This is a genomic window from Kitasatospora sp. SUK 42, assembly GCF_015776785.2.
GTDB lineage: Bacteria > Actinomycetota > Actinomycetes > Streptomycetales > Streptomycetaceae > Kitasatospora.
Genome location: NZ_LFMD02000007.1, coordinates 726,954 through 740,758 on the forward strand (window position 1 = coordinate 726,954; position 13,805 = coordinate 740,758).

Genomic DNA, 13,805 nt, shown 5'->3' on the forward strand with positions numbered 1-13,805 from the left:
ACGTCAGACCGCCCACCAGCCGGTGCTGTCCGGAGCGAGCACCGTCTCGCCGCCGTCCACCACGAGTTCGGTCGAGCCGAGCAGCAGTCGGCCGGGCGCGGTGATCCGCACCGGCTCGCCGGTGGTGTTCACCGTGCAGACGAAGGAGCCGCGACGGAACGCCAGCGTGCCCTCGGGGGCGTCCAGCCACTCGACCTCGGTGCCGGCGCCGAGGTCGGGCTGCTCCCGGCGGACGGCCAGCGCGCTGCGGTAGAGCTCCAGGGTGGAGGCCGGGTCGCCGGTCTGCGCCTCGACGCTCAGTTCGGCCCACTCGGCGGGCTGCGGCAGCCAGGACGGCCCGCCCGCCACCGGTCCGAAGCCGTACGGGGCTTCGGTGCCGGACCACGGGATCGGGACGCGGCAGCCGTCGCGGTAGCCGTCCTGTCCGGCCTGGCGGAAGAACGACGGGTCCTGGCGGACCTCGTCCGGCAGGTCGGTGACGTCCGGCAGGCCGAGCTCCTCGCCCTGGTAGACGTACGCCGAGCCGGGCAGCGCGAGCATCAGCAGGGTGGCGGCGCGGGCGCGGCGCAGGCCGAGTTCGCGGTCGCCGGCGGTGCGGATCTGGGTGCCGAGGCCGGGCGGGTTGGCGAAGCGGGTGGCGTGCCGGGTGACGTCGTGGTTGGACAGCACCCAGGTGGTGGGGGCGTCGACCGGGCGCATCGAGTCGAGCGAGAGGTCGATCACCTCGCGCAGCGCGGCGGCGTCCCAATCGGTGCCCAGGTACTGGAAGTTGAAGGCCTGGTGCAGCTCGTCGGGGCGGACGTAGTTGGCGGTGCGCTGGACGGTCGGGGTCCAGGCCTCGGCGACGCCGATCCGCTGGCCCGGGTACTCGTCGAGGATCCGGCGCCAGGCGCGGTAGATCTCGTGCACGCCGTCCTGGTCGAAGAACGGCATGACGTCGTTGCCGAGCAGCTTGAGCTGGTCGGAGCCGCCGAGGTCGGGCAGGCCCTCGGCCTTGACCAGGCCGTGGGCGACGTCGATGCGGAAGCCGTCCACGCCCATGTCGAGCCAGAACCGCAGGATCGAGCGGAACTCGTCGGCGACCGCCGGGTTCTCCCAGTTGAAGTCGGGCTGCTCGGGGGCGAACAGGTGCAGGTACCAGTCGCCGGGGGTGCCGTCCGGGTTCTCGGTACGGGTCCAGGCCGGGCCGCCGAAGATGGACTCCCAGTCGTTGGGCGGCAGTTCGCCCTTGTCGCCCTTGCCGGGCCGGAAGTGGTAGCGGTCGCGCAGCGGGGAGCCGGGGCCCTCGCGCAGGGCGCGCTGGAACCACTCGTGCTGGTCCGAGGAGTGGTTGGGGACGAGGTCGACGATGATCCGCAATCCGAGCTCGTGGGCGTCCCGGATGAGGGCGTCGGCGTCCAGCAGGGTGCCGAACATCGGGTCCACCGCGCGGTAGTCGGCGACGTCGTAGCCGGCGTCCGCCTGCGGCGAGGCGTAGAAGGGCGAGAGCCAGACCGCGTCCACGCCGAGGTCGCGCAGGTAGGGCAGGCGGCTGCGGATGCCGGGCAGGTCGCCCATGCCGTCGCCGTTGGAGTCGGCGAAGCTGCGCGGGTACACCTGGTAGATGACCGCGTCCCGCCACCAGCCTCTGGACGCGCTGACGTTCGCCTCGTGAGCGGTGTCGGCGGCAGGCCGGGAGGTGTCGGCCAGGTTCTGGGTCATGGACGGTATCCCTTGGGGACTAGAGGAGCGAGGAGCGCTACGACTTCGCGGCGCGTTACGACTTGGAGGCACCAGCGGTCAGGCCGGTGACCAGGTGGCGCTGCACCAGGTAGAAGAAGGCCGCGGAGGGGATGGCGATCAGCACGGCGGTCGCGGCCATCAGGTTCCACTGGGCGTCGTGCTCGCTGACGAAGGTCTGCAGGCCGACGGCCAGCGTGTACTTGTCGGAGCTGAGCATGAAGGTGGAGGCGAAGGGCACCTCGGCCCAGTAGGTGAGGAAGGAGTAGAACGCGGCGACCGCCAGGCCCGGGCGGGCCAGCGGCAGCACCAGCCGCCAGAAGGTGCCGAACGGGCTGAGCCCGTCGACCCGGCCGGCCTCGTCGATCTCCACCGGGATGGTGTCGAAGTAGCCCTTCAGCAGCCAGGCGCAGTACGGCACGGTGGTGGTCGAGTAGACCAGGATCAGGCCGGTGTAGCTGTCCAGCAGGCCGAGGTCGGAGAGCATCGTGTACATCGGCACGATCAGCACCGCGATCGGGAACATCTGGGTGACCAGCAGCGACCACATCAGCGGCCGGTGCCCGGGGAACTTCATCCGGGACACGGCGTAGCCGGTGGTGGCGGCGACCAGGACGCCGAAGACGGTGGTGACGCCGGAGACCAGCACGGCGTTGCCGAACCAGGTGAAGAAGTCGGTGTCGCCCAGCACGTGCTGGTAGTTCGACAGCGTGAGCTTGCCGAGGATCTGGCCGGGGTGGAGGTAGTCCGTCTTGTCCGGGCCGAGCGAGACGAAGAGGATCCACGCGACCGGGAACAGCGCGATCAGGCCGGCCACGATCAGGACGCCGTGGGACAGCGCCTTGGCCAGCGGGCTGCTCTCGCCGCGCGGGCGGACCTTGGCCGGGCGGGCGGCCGGGGCCGCGGTCGCCGCGGGGGCGGGACGTTCGGTGGTGGTGCTCATCGGGGTTACCTGCCTTCGTGGGTCAACTGGGTCCGGGGCCTCAGCCGTTGGCCTGCTCGGTGCGGGCGAGCCAGCGCCGGTAGAAGGCGGTGAAGACGATCAGGATGGACAGCAGGATCACGCCGTACGCGGCGGACTGCGCGTAGTCCCGGGGGATCTGGCCGAAGCCGAGGCGGTAGGCCCAGGTGACCAGCAGCTGGGCGTCGGGGGCGCCGGTGCCGAAGAGCAGGAAGATGACGTTGAACTGGTTGAAGGTCCAGATCACGCCGAGCAGCACGACGGTGGAGGAGACGCTGCGCAGCCCCGGCAGGGTGACGTACCGGAAGCGCTGCCACGGCGTGGCGCCGTCCATCTCGGCGGCCTCGTACAGCTCGCCCGGGATCGACTGCAGGCCGCCGAGCAGCGAGATCATCATGAACGGCACGCCGGCCCAGGTGTTCACCATGATCGCGGCCACCTTCTGCGCCCACGGCTCGGTGAGCCAGCCGGGCTCGGGCAGGTGCAGGGTGGAGAGCACGCTGTTGACGACGCCGCCGTCGGAGAGCATCAGGCGCCAGGAGAAGACGGTGACGAAGGTGGGGACGGCCCAGGGCAGGATGAGCAGCATCCGGTAGACGGCGCGCCCGCGCAGCTTCTTGTTGAGCAGCAGGGCGAGGCCCAGGCCGAGGGTGTAGTGCAGGAAGACGCAGATGGCCGTCCAGGCGATGGTCCAGACGAAGTGCGACCAGAAGCGGTCGTACGAGCCGGGGCCCCAGAGGATGTCGGCGTAGTTGTGGAAGCCGACGAACTCGTAGCTCGCCGGGATCTCGTTGACGCCGATCTTGCGGGCGACGTTGAGGCTGTTGGCGTCGGTGAGGGTGAGCCAGATGCCTTCGACGAGCGGGTAGAGCACCAGGGCACCGAGCACCAGGACAACCGGTGCGATCATCGCGTAGGCGTACCAGTGTTTGGCGTAGGAGCGCTTGAGGCGTTCCAGCAGGCCCGGGCGCTGCTCGCGCTCCCGGCCGCCCTTGCCGGTGGCGCCCTGCACGGCGACTGACATCGTTTGCACCTTCTCGGGGGGAATTCTTCGGGGGGAGTCCTCGGTGGAGCCGACCGCCCGGCCCGCCGGTCGTGACCGGCGGGCCGGGCGGCGGGGACTACTTGGCGAAGCCCGGCAGGAGCTTGGCGTAGTCGGTGGCGACGGTGTTCAGCGCGTCCTGGGTGCTGGTGCCCTGGAGGGCCTTGCCCAGGTTGGTGCTGAGCGAGGCGAACAGCGAGCTGTACTCGGGCAGTTCGGGGCGCGGCTTGGCGCTGGACAGCACGGCCTGGAAGCCGGCGATGCCCGGGTCGGCCTTGACGTCGGCGGTGAAGGCGTCGGAGCGGGTCGGCAGGGTGGAGTTCTTCTGCGCGATGAAGGCCTGGCTCTCGGCCGAGGTCATGAAGGCGGCGAACTTCTCGGCGGCGGCCTTGTGGGCCTTGTCCGCACCGGCGTAGACCGCGATGTTGTGGCCACCGGTGGGGGCGGCCGCCTTGCCGCTGGAGCCGGCCGGGACGGCGGCGATGCCGAGGTTGTTCTTGTCGGCGAAGGCCGAGCCCTTGTAGATGTTGGTGATCTCCCAGGGGCCCTGGATGATCGCCGCGACCTTGCCGCTGTTGAAGGCGTCCATCATGTGCGCGTACGCGTCGGTGGTGACGTCGGCCTTGACCGTGCCGGGCGCGGTGAACATCGACTTGTAGGTCTCGACGGCCTTGGCGGCCTCCGGCGAGGTGATGGTGATCTTCTTGCCGGCGGCGTCGACGGTGTCGGTGCCCTCGCCGTACAGGAACGGCATCGCGTAGTAGCCGTCCGCGGCCTTCAGCCAGAAGCCGTCCACGCCGGCCTTGTCCTTGACGGCGGCGGCGTCGGCCTTCAGCTCGTCCCAGGTCTTGGGCGCCTCGGTGATGCCGGCCTTGGCGAACAGCTCCTTGTTGTAGAGCAGGCCCAGGGTGTCCGTCACCAGCGGCACGCCGTACAGCTTGCCCTCGTACGTGGCCTGCTGGATCAGGCTGGGCTGGAAGGCGGAGGTGTCGGCGGCGGCCGGGGTACCGTTCAGCGGCTCCAGGAAGCCGGCCTTGGCGAAGGCGGCGGTCCAGCCGACCTCGGAGCGGAAGACGTCCGGTGCTCCCTTGGCCCCCATGGCGGTCTGCAGCTTGTTCTGGGCCTGGTCGAACGGGACGTTGACGAAGTCGACCTTGATGTTCGAGTTGGCCGCCTCGAACTTCTTGACCAGTTCCTGGTAGCTCGGAGCCTCGTTGGTGGCGTTCGACGTGTCCCAGTACGTGAGGGTGACCGGGCCGTCGGCCTTGCCGTCCGAACCGGAGCCGCCGCTGCTGCCACAGGCAGCCATCGAGACCGCGAGGGCCGCAACGAGGGCAGAGGCCGCGATGCCACGCCGCATGAGAACTCCTTGGGAGGGTGGGGGTGCCCGAGATGTTCGGAGACAGGCGCATAATGGCTGCCTCGCGCCGACCGCACCGTTGCCGCCGTCGGGCTCGGAAGGAAGTTAACAGCGGCGCAATCGCGACGGAAAGTCCTTGCAGCAAGTTTCTGCAAGAAACGGCGATCGTTACGCCCACGTGTCCTGGACGTAGCCGCACGGTAGTTGACGGCCCGGAGAAATGTCCGAGTTAGACCTTTTCGATCCGGTTTCGGGTGGCCGACGGAACCACCATGCGTGGCCGAAACCCGTTTGCAGCAGACTGGACGCATGCGCATCAGAACCGTCACCGAGGACGAACTGCCGCTGCTGGGCGAACTGGAGCGGGCCGCCGGAGCCCCCTTCGCCGCGATCGGCATGCCGGAGATCGCCGAGGACGAACCGCCCGCCCCCGAGGAACTGGCCCCCTACCTGGACCACGGCGTCGCCCTGGTCGCCGACGCGGACGGCACCATCGCCGGCTACCTGCTGGCCGAACCGGTGGACGGTGCCCTGCACATCGAGCAGGTGTCGGTGCACCCCGACCACGCCCGCCGGGGCATCGGCCGGGCGCTGATCGAGCACCTCGCGGCCGGCACCGACGCCCCCGCCCTCACCCTGACCACCTTCGCGGACGTCCCCTGGAACGCCCCCTACTACGCCCGCCTCGGCTTCCGCCCGCTGGCCGACGCCGAACTCACCCCGGGCCTGCGCGACATCCGCCGCAAGGAGGCCGACCACGGCCTGGACCGCTGGCCCCGGCTCTGCATGCGCCGGGACCTGCGGGCCGTCTGACCGGTCCCGTCAGTTGACGCCCAGCCGCAGCACGGTCGTCGAGCGGAACTCCTCCCCCGGCCGCAGCACCGTGCTCGGGAACGACGGGTGGTGCGGCGAGTCCGGGAAGTGCTGGGTCTCCAGCGCGATCCCGGCGAACGGCCCGTACGGCACCCCGCTCGCGCCGGTGACCGCGCCCTGGAACTTGTTCGCCGTGTAGACCTGGATGCCCGGCTCGGTGGTCAGCACCTCCAGGGTGCGGCCGCTGACCGGGTCCTCCAGCAGCGCCGCCCGCGCCGGGCCGCCGTCCGCCGGCCGGGGACGCAGCACCCAGTTGTGGTCGTAGCCGCCGGGCCCGGTCAGCTGCGGGTGGGCGTCGTGCACCGACTTGCCGATCGGCTTGGCCACGGTGAAGTCGAACGGCGTGCCGGCCACCGGTTCGGTCCGCCCGTACGGGATCTGCCGCTCGTCGGCCGGGGTGTACTCGTCGGCGTCCAGGGTGAGCAGGTGGCCCAGGACGTCGCCGCTGCCTTCACCCGAGAGGTTGAAGTACGCGTGGTTGGTCAGGTTGACGACCGTCGGTCGGCCGGTGACGGCGTGGTAGGCGATCACCAGCTCGCCGCCCGCGTCCAGGGTGTAGGTGACGGTGACGTCCAGCGCGCCCGGGAAGCCCTGGTCGCCGTCGGGGCTGTGCAGCCGCAGCCTCACCCCGCCCTCGGTCTCCTCGGCCTGCCACATCCGCTGCGCGAAGCCGTCCGGCCCGCCGTGGAGGGTGATCCCACCGCCGGTGGAGGCGAGCGGGTGCTGCTCGCCGTCGATGGTCACCTCGGAGCCGTCGATCCGGTTGGCGTACCGGCCCACCACCGTGCCGTAGTGCCGGGCCGGGCCCAGGATCTGCGCCAACTCATCGGTCGAGAGCAGCAGTTGTGCGGTACGCCCGGCCCGGTCCGGCGCGCTGAGGGTGTGCAGGGTGGCGCCGAGGGTCAGCAGGCTCGCCTCGTACGGGCCGGCGGTCAGCGTCCAGCGCTCGATCGCGGCGCCCGCGCCCGCGGGGTCGAGGGGTTCGCGGCGCACCCGGGTGGCCTCGCTCGCCATGGCCTGCTCCTCACTGGCGCGAGCGGCGCTCCGCCCCCGCCCGGTTCCTGGTCCGTCCGGGGGCGCCGAGGGCGGCCCCGTGGTGTCCGCCAGCCTATCGAGGCGGACGGCGCCGGGGGTGCTCCCGCACCTCCGCGCGCCGTCCGAGCACCACCGGCGGCCGCCCCCGGGCGGCCGCTACTCGTCCCGCGACTGCGACGGCAGCCCGAGCGCCGCCGCCAGGCCGTCCGGGCCACTGCCCGCCTTGCGGTAGACCGCCGCCAGCCGTCGGTTGACCAGGTTGAGCTGCACACCCAGCTCCTCGGCGATCCGCTGCGGCGGCACGCCCCGCGCCGCCCGCTTGGCGACCTCCCACTCGGGCCCGCTGAGCGTGTCCCGGAAGTCGCCGAGGCCCAGCCCCAGCCGGTTGGGCCGCAGGCCGTAGTTGGCCAGCTCCCGCCGGGCCTGGTCGACCAGCCCCTCGGCCGAGCAGTGCTGGGCCAGCTCGATGCCCTGGTACAGGTACTCCTGGGCGTCCTCCAGCCTGCCGACCCTGCGCAGCGCGGCACCCAGGTCGACCAGCGCGACGGCGTGCTCGTACCCGGCCGGGGACTGCCCGAGGTACGTCACGGCCTGCTCCAGCAGCTCGACCGCCTGCTGGCCGTCCGCGATCTGGGCCTGGAGGCGCAGCGCGGCGCCGATCGCCGAGGCGGTGCCGAAGGTGCGCGCGTCGAGGACGGCCTTCCGGGCGTACTCGCGGGCGCGCTCGGGCTCGTCCTCGGCGATCGCGATGGCCAGGTGCCCGGCCCAGGGCGCCCAGACCGTGTTGTGCCAGCCGCGCACCTCCAGCTGGGCGCCGGCGTCGGTGAGCGCGGCGGCCGCACCGGCGCGCCGCTTCTTGGCGATCAGCAGCTTGCCGTACAGCGAGGCCGCGTCCGGCAGCACCATGGCGGTCGCGTGGTACGGCGGGTGGAAGCCGAACTCGTTGGCCAGCTCCCAGGCCTCCTCGACCCGGCCGCGGGCGATCAGGGTGTCCACCAGCACGCCGACGGCGTCCCAGGCCAGCGGCAGCTTGGCCCCGATCCGCTCGGAGATGCGGAACGCCCGGCGCAGGAAGTCCTCGGCCTCGGCGAGCAGTCCGCGGCGGAACCGGGCCAGGCCCATCAGGAAGTAGGCGAAGCCCCGGTGGGCACCGCTCCAACCGGCCACCTCGAACTGGATGATGGCGTCCGCGGCCAGCCGCTCGGCCTGGGCGATGCGGTCGTTGTAGATGTACGTGAGGCCGAGCATCGAGGGCAGTTCGAAGCCCCAGGTGGTGTCGGTCCAGCCGAGGCCCTTGGGCAGTCGGCCGCCGTCGAGCACGTCGTCGGCGAGGGCCAGCGCCTCGGCGGACGGGCGCCCGCGCAGGGTGAGGTCCCAGGCGCGCATCGCGAGGACGGCCCGGTCGGCGGCCTCGCGGCCGGCCAGCTCCTGGCACAGTCGGCCGAGTTCGGTGGAGCGGCCCGGTCCGTTCTCCTCGGACTTGCGGAAGGCGTGCCACATGAACGAGGCGGCCCTCAGCCGGGTCCGGCCGACCGGGTCGTCGGTCTGCTCGGCCTCCTCCTGGCAGACCAGCGCGGCCTCGCGCAGTTCACCGCTGTGGGCCAGCACTTCGGAGAGCCGGAAGGTCGCGTCGACCCGCAGGCCGGGGCGCAGTGGTCCCTCCTCCGGGTCGAGGGCGAGCTTGAGCTGGTTGACGGTGGCGCCGGGGTCGGTGAGCAGGGCGGAGCAGCCGAGTTCGTAGAGCACCTCGGCGCGGATGTCGTCGGCGGGCGGTTCGTTGAGCGCGCGGTGGAGACAGCGCTGGGCGGCCTCGGGGGCGCCGATCAGCAGGTGTTCGGTGGCGGCGCGGCGCAGTTTGCGGACGGTGCGGTCGTCGCCCTCGCCGGAGAAGGTCTCGACCAGGTGGCGGGAGGCGGCGAGCAGGCCGAGTCCGGCGTTCTCGATCTCGGCGGCGGCGACGCCGTGCATGCCGGTCCGGGTGGCCTCCGGCATGGTCTTGTAGATGGAGCTGGCGATCAGCGGGTGGACGAATTCCAGGTTGCCGTTGGGGGTCTGGGTCAGTACGCGTTGCTTGCGCAGCTGCTTGATGGACTCGCGGGCGCCCTCGGCGCTCTGGGCGCAGATCCGGGTGGCGAGGTCGATCCGGATGTCGGTGCCCAGCATCGCGCAGGCCCAGGCGAAGCGCAGGGTGCTGGAGCCCAGCCGGTCCAGCCAGCTCTTGAGGGTCATTCCGGCGGCGTCGACGGCGAGTTCGCGCAGTTGCCGGGAGTTCTCCTCGACCGGCTCCAGCTCCTGGTCGCGGACCTGGTCGAGCAGGGCGACGGCCTCGAAGGGGTTGCCGTTGACGACGTTCCAGAACTCGTAGCAGAAGGCGTCCTCGACGCGGTCTCCGAGTTCGGCGCGGATCATGTCGGTGACGGAGACCAGCGAGAGCCGGTTGAGCTCGTGCTTGCGGGTGGCGAGTCCGAGGACGGCCGAGCGGTGCTTCTGGGTCTCGGGCGGCCAGTCGCTCTCGTCCTCCCGGAACGCGAAGACCAGCAGGACGGGCAGTTCGCGGGAGCGGACGGCGAACTGGGTGAGCCAGGAGAGGGATTCCTGGTCGGACCAGTGCAGGTCGTCGACGATCATCACCATCGGCGCGCGGCGCGGCGCGAGTTGGGTGAGGACGTAGTCGAGACCGTCGCGCACGCCCTGCGGGTCGAGCCGGCGGGCTCCCGCCTTGGGCTGCTTGAGGCCCATGGCCGGTCCGACGACCTCCTCCCACGTGCCCATGACCTGGCGGAACTCGTCGGGTTCCAGCTTGGTCAGGGCGGGTTGGAGGAGCTGGCGCAGCACGTGGTACGGCTCCCTGAACTGCTGCTCGCCGCCGCGCGCGAACAGCACGGTGGCGCCTTCGCGCAGCTTGGCGATCCGTCGGACCTCGTGCAGCAGACTCGTCTTGCCGATGCCGGGGCGGCCGGAGAAGGCGAGCAGTTCGCCGATCTCGGTTCCGCCGGCGGCGAATTCGCGGCAGAGGCGCTCGACCGCCGTCTCCACGGAGCGCAGTTCGGCGTCCCGGTCGCGCAGTCTGACCCGGGGCGCGTCATTGTCGCCGCCGTGGCCGGAACCGGTTCCCGCCCGAAGTTCGTTGTCCTGATCGGTCACCGTCGTGCCTCCGCCTCGCCCGCTGGCAGCACGGCTCGGCCACTGCGTGGGGAGCCGCTCCATCACTGTTCGTGGAGCCGAGGTTAGCGCCGCGTGCGGCTCGCTGTGCGGCATTCGCGCAGCCAGGGGCGGACGGCGAGGGTTCGGACCCCTTGCCAAGGGCAATTGCCCTATATCCCTAACGTCCGATCATTACATCAGATACCCTACGGCCTTCGAGGCACAGATGATCTTGTCTACTCCCACCCTCACCATCCGAGCCTCGCCGCGTCAACTCCCCCGCCATCAGTGCTCGAACAACAAGCACCCCCACCCTCCGCTGCACCGGGAGTCCGATGTCTGACGACACCTCACTTCAGATCCCGTTCCCGCACCGCCGCAGTCCGCACGGCCCGTACGCGACCGGGCTGCACCGGGACTGGCTGATCCGCCACCCGCTGCTCCCCGATGCCGACCACCCCGGTTACACGCACTGGGAGGTCGTCGACCTCGCGGCGCTCGGCTACCCGGACGCTGGCCCGGACGAACTCGCCCTGGCCGCCGACCTGATGGGGTTCTACTTCCTCTTCGACGACGTGTTCGACGGCCCGCTCGGCCGCCGGCCCGCCGAGGTCGCGCCGATCTGCGAGCGGCTGATCGCCGTCCTGCACGGGGCCCGCCCCGACCCGGGCTCCGCGGTCGAGACCGCCTTCGCCGACCTGTGGGAGCGCAGCGTGCTCGGCATGCCGGCCCGCTGGCAGGCCCGCGCCGCCTACAACTGGGAGTACTACCTGGCCAGTCACCCCGCCGAGGCGGCCGGCCGGATCTCCAGCCGACCGCCGGACCGCGACGGCTACCTGGAGCTCAGGCGGGGCACCGCGGCGATGGAGACCATCTTCGACATGGTCGAACGGCTCGGCCAGTTCGAGGTCCCCGCCGCCGTCATGCACCACCCGGTGCTGCGCCAACTCCGCCAACTGGCGGCCGACATCCCCTCGCTCAGCAACGACGTGCGGTCCTTCCCGCTGGAGGCCCCGCGCGGCGACGTCAACAACCTGGTGATGATCGTCCAGCGCGAACGCCACTGCACGCCCGAGGAGGCCTGTGCGGCGGTGCTGGCCGAGGCCCAGCTGATGATCGAACGCTGCGCCGAACTGCACGACCGACTCCCGGACGTCTTCCGCGAGTTGGGCCTGTCCAGGATCGAACGCACGATCGCCCGGCGCTACGCCGACGGGCTGATCACCTGGCTGGCCGGCTACCTGAGCTGGGAGGCTCGCACCGGCCGGTACCACGCGGTCTGAGACGACCCGACCCGCCGCGCCGCCACCCCGGGGGGAACGGGCGGAAGGAGCACCCTCCGTACGAGTCGCCCGTACGGACCGTAGCCGCGCCGTACGCCCGACGGCTATCGTGCTCAACGGCGGGCGCCCGGCGGGGCGCCGTCCGATTGCGTGTCCACACCCTCCGCCGGGCCACCCCCTGACCGGGTGGTCCGGCGCGCCGCCTCCGGCCCGACCGGCTCCGGGCGGCGCCCCGACGCAGCGAGGAGACACAGAGCATGACGGTCTACCAGCCCCCCGGCGCGCCCGGCAGCATCGTCACCTACCGCCCCCGGTACGAGCACTGGATCGGCGGCGAGTGGACGCCTCCGGTGCGCGGCGAGTACTTCGACGATCCGACCCCGGTCACCGGCGAGGTGTTCACCGAGGTCGCCCGGGGCACCGCCGAGGACATCGAGGCCGCCCTGGACGCGGCCCACGCCGCCGCCCCCGCCTGGGGCCGCACCCCGGCCAACGAGCGGGCCCAGGTGCTGCTGCGGGTCGCCGACCGGATGGAGGCCAACCTCGAACAGCTGGCCGTCGCGGAGAGCTGGGAGAACGGCAAGCCGGTGCGCGAGACGCTGGCCGCCGACCTCCCCCTCGCGGTCGACCACCTGCGTTACTTCGCCGGTGCACTGCGCGCCCAGGAGGGCGGCGTCTCCCAGCTGGACGAGGACACCGTGGCGTACCACTTCCACGAGCCGCTGGGCGTGGTGGGCCAGATCATCCCGTGGAACTTCCCGATCCTGATGGCGATCTGGAAGCTCGCCCCGGCGCTCGCGGCCGGCAACGCGGTGGTGCTCAAGCCCGCCGAGCAGACCCCGGCCTCGGTGCTGCTGCTCGCCGAGCTGACCGCCGACCTGCTGCCGCCCGGGGTGCTCAACATCGTCACCGGCTTCGGCGAGGAGGCGGGCGCCCCGCTGTCCGCCAGCCCCCGGATCCGCAAGATCGCGTTCACCGGCGAGACCACCACCGGCCGGCTGATCTCCCGCGCCGCCGCCGACAACCTGATCCCGGTCTCGCTCGAACTCGGCGGCAAGAGCCCCAACGTGTTCTTCGCGGACGTCGCCGCCGCCGACGACGCCTTCTACGACAAGGCCCTCGAAGGCTTCGCGATGTTCGCCCTCAACCAGGGCGAGGTCTGCACCTGCCCCAGCCGCGCGCTGATCGAGACCCCGGTCTACGAACGCCTGATCGGCGACGGCCTCGCCCGGGTGCGGGCGATGCGCCAGGGCAACCCGCTGGACACCGAGACCCAGGTCGGCGCGCAGGCCAGCGCCGAACAGCTGAAGAAGATCCTCTCCTACTTCGAGATCGGCCAGTCCGAGGGCGCCAAGGTCCTGGTCGGCGGCGAGCGCGCCGACCTCGGCGGCTCGCTCGCCGGCGGGTACTACGTGACGCCGACGGTGTTCGAGGGCGTCAACAGCATGCGGGTCTTCCAGGAGGAGATCTTCGGCCCGGTCGTCTCGGTCACCCGCTTCGACGGCTTCGACGAGGCGGTCACGCTCGCCAACGACACCCAGTACGGGCTCGGCGCGGGCGTGTGGACCCGGGACCTCAACACCGCCTACCGCGCCGGGCGCGCCATCCAGGCGGGCCGCGTGTGGACGAACTCGTACCACTCGTACCCGGCCCACGCGGCCTTCGGCGGCTACAAGAACTCGGGCATCGGCCGGGAGACCCACAAGGCGCTGCTGGAGCACTACCAGCAGACCAAGAACCTGCTGGTCAGCTACTCCCCCGACGCGGTCGGCTTCTTCTAGGGCCTGTTGCCGAAGGTTCGGGCCCCGGGGGAACCCCCGAGCAGTGGAGCGGGAGGCCTGGTCCGGCCTCCCGCTCCGTCGCCACTCCCCGTGGCCGGCCTTCGGGGCGAACCGCCTGCGCGGGCCGCCTGTTCCAATGGCCTGATCCGGGATCCAAGCGCACGAATCCCGCAATCTTCCCGACGCGCCGCCGACATGCCCGGACGGCCCCCGCGAACGCCGTAGACAGGACTCCCCAACCCCTCGCCCCTCCGGGAGTCCCGCGTGACCATCGCCCCCGCCAAACTCACCGACCCGGCCGTCCGCGCCTTCGTCACCGCGATCAACGCCGGCGACCGCGACGCCTTCCTGTCCGTCCTGACCGAGGACGCGACCATGTCGGACGACGGCTCCGACCGCGACCTCCAGCAGTGGATCGACCGCGAGATCTTCGACCCGAACGGCCGGATCGACGTCCAGACCGAGTCCTCCGGCGGCCATGCGCTGGTCGCCAACTTCACCAACGAGACCTGGGGCGAGATGCGCACCTCCTGGCGCTTCACCGTCGAGCACGGGCGGATCAGCCGCTTCGAGACCGGCCAGGCCTGACGGGCGGTCCCGAAGCGGC

The 13,805-nt window shown here is 71.5% G+C and carries 10 protein-coding genes; 4 read left to right on the plus strand and 6 right to left on the minus strand.

Annotation, left to right across the window (positions count from 1 at the left end; all coding sequences use genetic code 11):
• Positions 1 to 3: 3 nt before the first annotated feature.
• The 4 genes from RZ50_RS24925 to RZ50_RS24940 form a co-directional block, all read right to left on the minus strand.
• The gene (locus tag RZ50_RS24925) at positions 4 to 1,701 is read right to left on the minus strand and encodes a glycoside hydrolase family 13 protein (protein WP_196951230.1); all 1,698 of its coding nucleotides are present in this window, start codon (positions 1,699 to 1,701) and stop codon (positions 4 to 6) included.
• A gap of 55 nt (positions 1,702 to 1,756) precedes the next feature.
• Positions 1,757 to 2,662: a sugar ABC transporter permease gene (locus RZ50_RS24930; protein WP_196951231.1), complete on the minus strand. Its 906-nt coding sequence runs from the start codon at positions 2,660 to 2,662 to the stop codon at positions 1,757 to 1,759.
• A gap of 40 nt (positions 2,663 to 2,702) precedes the next feature.
• Entirely contained in the window at positions 2,703 to 3,704 is a 1,002-nt protein-coding gene (locus RZ50_RS24935; RefSeq protein WP_196951232.1) for a carbohydrate ABC transporter permease, read from the minus strand.
• Positions 3,705 to 3,801: 97 nt separating this feature from the next.
• The gene (locus RZ50_RS24940; protein WP_196951233.1) at positions 3,802 to 5,082 is read right to left on the minus strand and encodes an extracellular solute-binding protein; all 1,281 of its coding nucleotides are present in this window, start codon (positions 5,080 to 5,082) and stop codon (positions 3,802 to 3,804) included.
• Between the two features lie 309 nt (positions 5,083 to 5,391).
• On the opposite strand from RZ50_RS24940, the gene RZ50_RS24945 reads away from it, so the two are divergent.
• Positions 5,392 to 5,895 carry a GNAT family N-acetyltransferase gene (locus RZ50_RS24945; RefSeq protein ID WP_196951234.1) on the plus strand — a complete coding sequence of 168 codons (504 nt, stop codon included), beginning with the start codon at positions 5,392 to 5,394 and terminating at the stop codon, positions 5,893 to 5,895.
• Positions 5,896 to 5,904: 9 nt separating this feature from the next.
• On the opposite strand, the gene RZ50_RS24950 is transcribed toward RZ50_RS24945, so the two are convergent.
• Entirely contained in the window at positions 5,905 to 6,969 is a 1,065-nt protein-coding gene (locus tag RZ50_RS24950; protein ID WP_196951235.1) for an aldose epimerase family protein, read from the minus strand.
• A 177-nt stretch (positions 6,970 to 7,146) separates the two neighbouring features.
• Positions 7,147 to 10,134, minus strand: coding sequence for an AAA family ATPase (locus tag RZ50_RS24955; protein ID WP_196951236.1), 2,988 nt, complete (start codon positions 10,132 to 10,134; stop codon positions 7,147 to 7,149).
• A gap of 335 nt (positions 10,135 to 10,469) precedes the next feature.
• Between RZ50_RS24955 and RZ50_RS24960 the strand changes: the two genes are divergently transcribed.
• The 3 genes from RZ50_RS24960 to RZ50_RS24970 all read left to right on the plus strand — a co-directional run bounded on the left by RZ50_RS24960 (position 10,470) and on the right by RZ50_RS24970 (position 13,786).
• Complete coding sequence (locus RZ50_RS24960) at positions 10,470 to 11,417, plus strand: terpene cyclase (protein WP_196951237.1); 948 nt, start codon at positions 10,470 to 10,472, stop codon at positions 11,415 to 11,417.
• Between the two features lie 257 nt (positions 11,418 to 11,674).
• A complete protein-coding gene (locus tag RZ50_RS24965) occupies positions 11,675 to 13,198 on the plus strand; it encodes an aldehyde dehydrogenase family protein (protein WP_196951238.1) in 1,524 nt (507 codons plus the stop codon).
• A gap of 264 nt (positions 13,199 to 13,462) precedes the next feature.
• Complete coding sequence (locus tag RZ50_RS24970; RefSeq protein WP_196951239.1) at positions 13,463 to 13,786, plus strand: nuclear transport factor 2 family protein; 324 nt, start codon at positions 13,463 to 13,465, stop codon at positions 13,784 to 13,786.
• Positions 13,787 to 13,805 lie beyond the last annotated feature (19 nt).

Excerpts from the sequence above, each read along its gene's own strand:
- RZ50_RS24925 (WP_196951230.1), bottom strand. The coding sequence starts at position 1,701 with ATGACCCAGAACCTGGCCGACACCTCCCGGCCTGCCGCCGACACCGCT.
- RZ50_RS24930 (WP_196951231.1), bottom strand. The coding sequence starts at position 2,662 with ATGAGCACCACCACCGAACGTCCCGCCCCCGCGGCGACCGCGGCCCCG.
- RZ50_RS24935 (WP_196951232.1), bottom strand. The coding sequence starts at position 3,704 with ATGTCAGTCGCCGTGCAGGGCGCCACCGGCAAGGGCGGCCGGGAGCGC.
- RZ50_RS24940 (WP_196951233.1), bottom strand. The coding sequence starts at position 5,082 with ATGCGGCGTGGCATCGCGGCCTCTGCCCTCGTTGCGGCCCTCGCGGTC.
- RZ50_RS24945 (WP_196951234.1), top strand. The coding sequence starts at position 5,392 with ATGCGCATCAGAACCGTCACCGAGGACGAACTGCCGCTGCTGGGCGAA.
- RZ50_RS24950 (WP_196951235.1), bottom strand. The coding sequence starts at position 6,969 with ATGGCGAGCGAGGCCACCCGGGTGCGCCGCGAACCCCTCGACCCCGCG.
- RZ50_RS24960 (WP_196951237.1), top strand. The coding sequence starts at position 10,470 with ATGTCTGACGACACCTCACTTCAGATCCCGTTCCCGCACCGCCGCAGT.
- RZ50_RS24965 (WP_196951238.1), top strand. The coding sequence starts at position 11,675 with ATGACGGTCTACCAGCCCCCCGGCGCGCCCGGCAGCATCGTCACCTAC.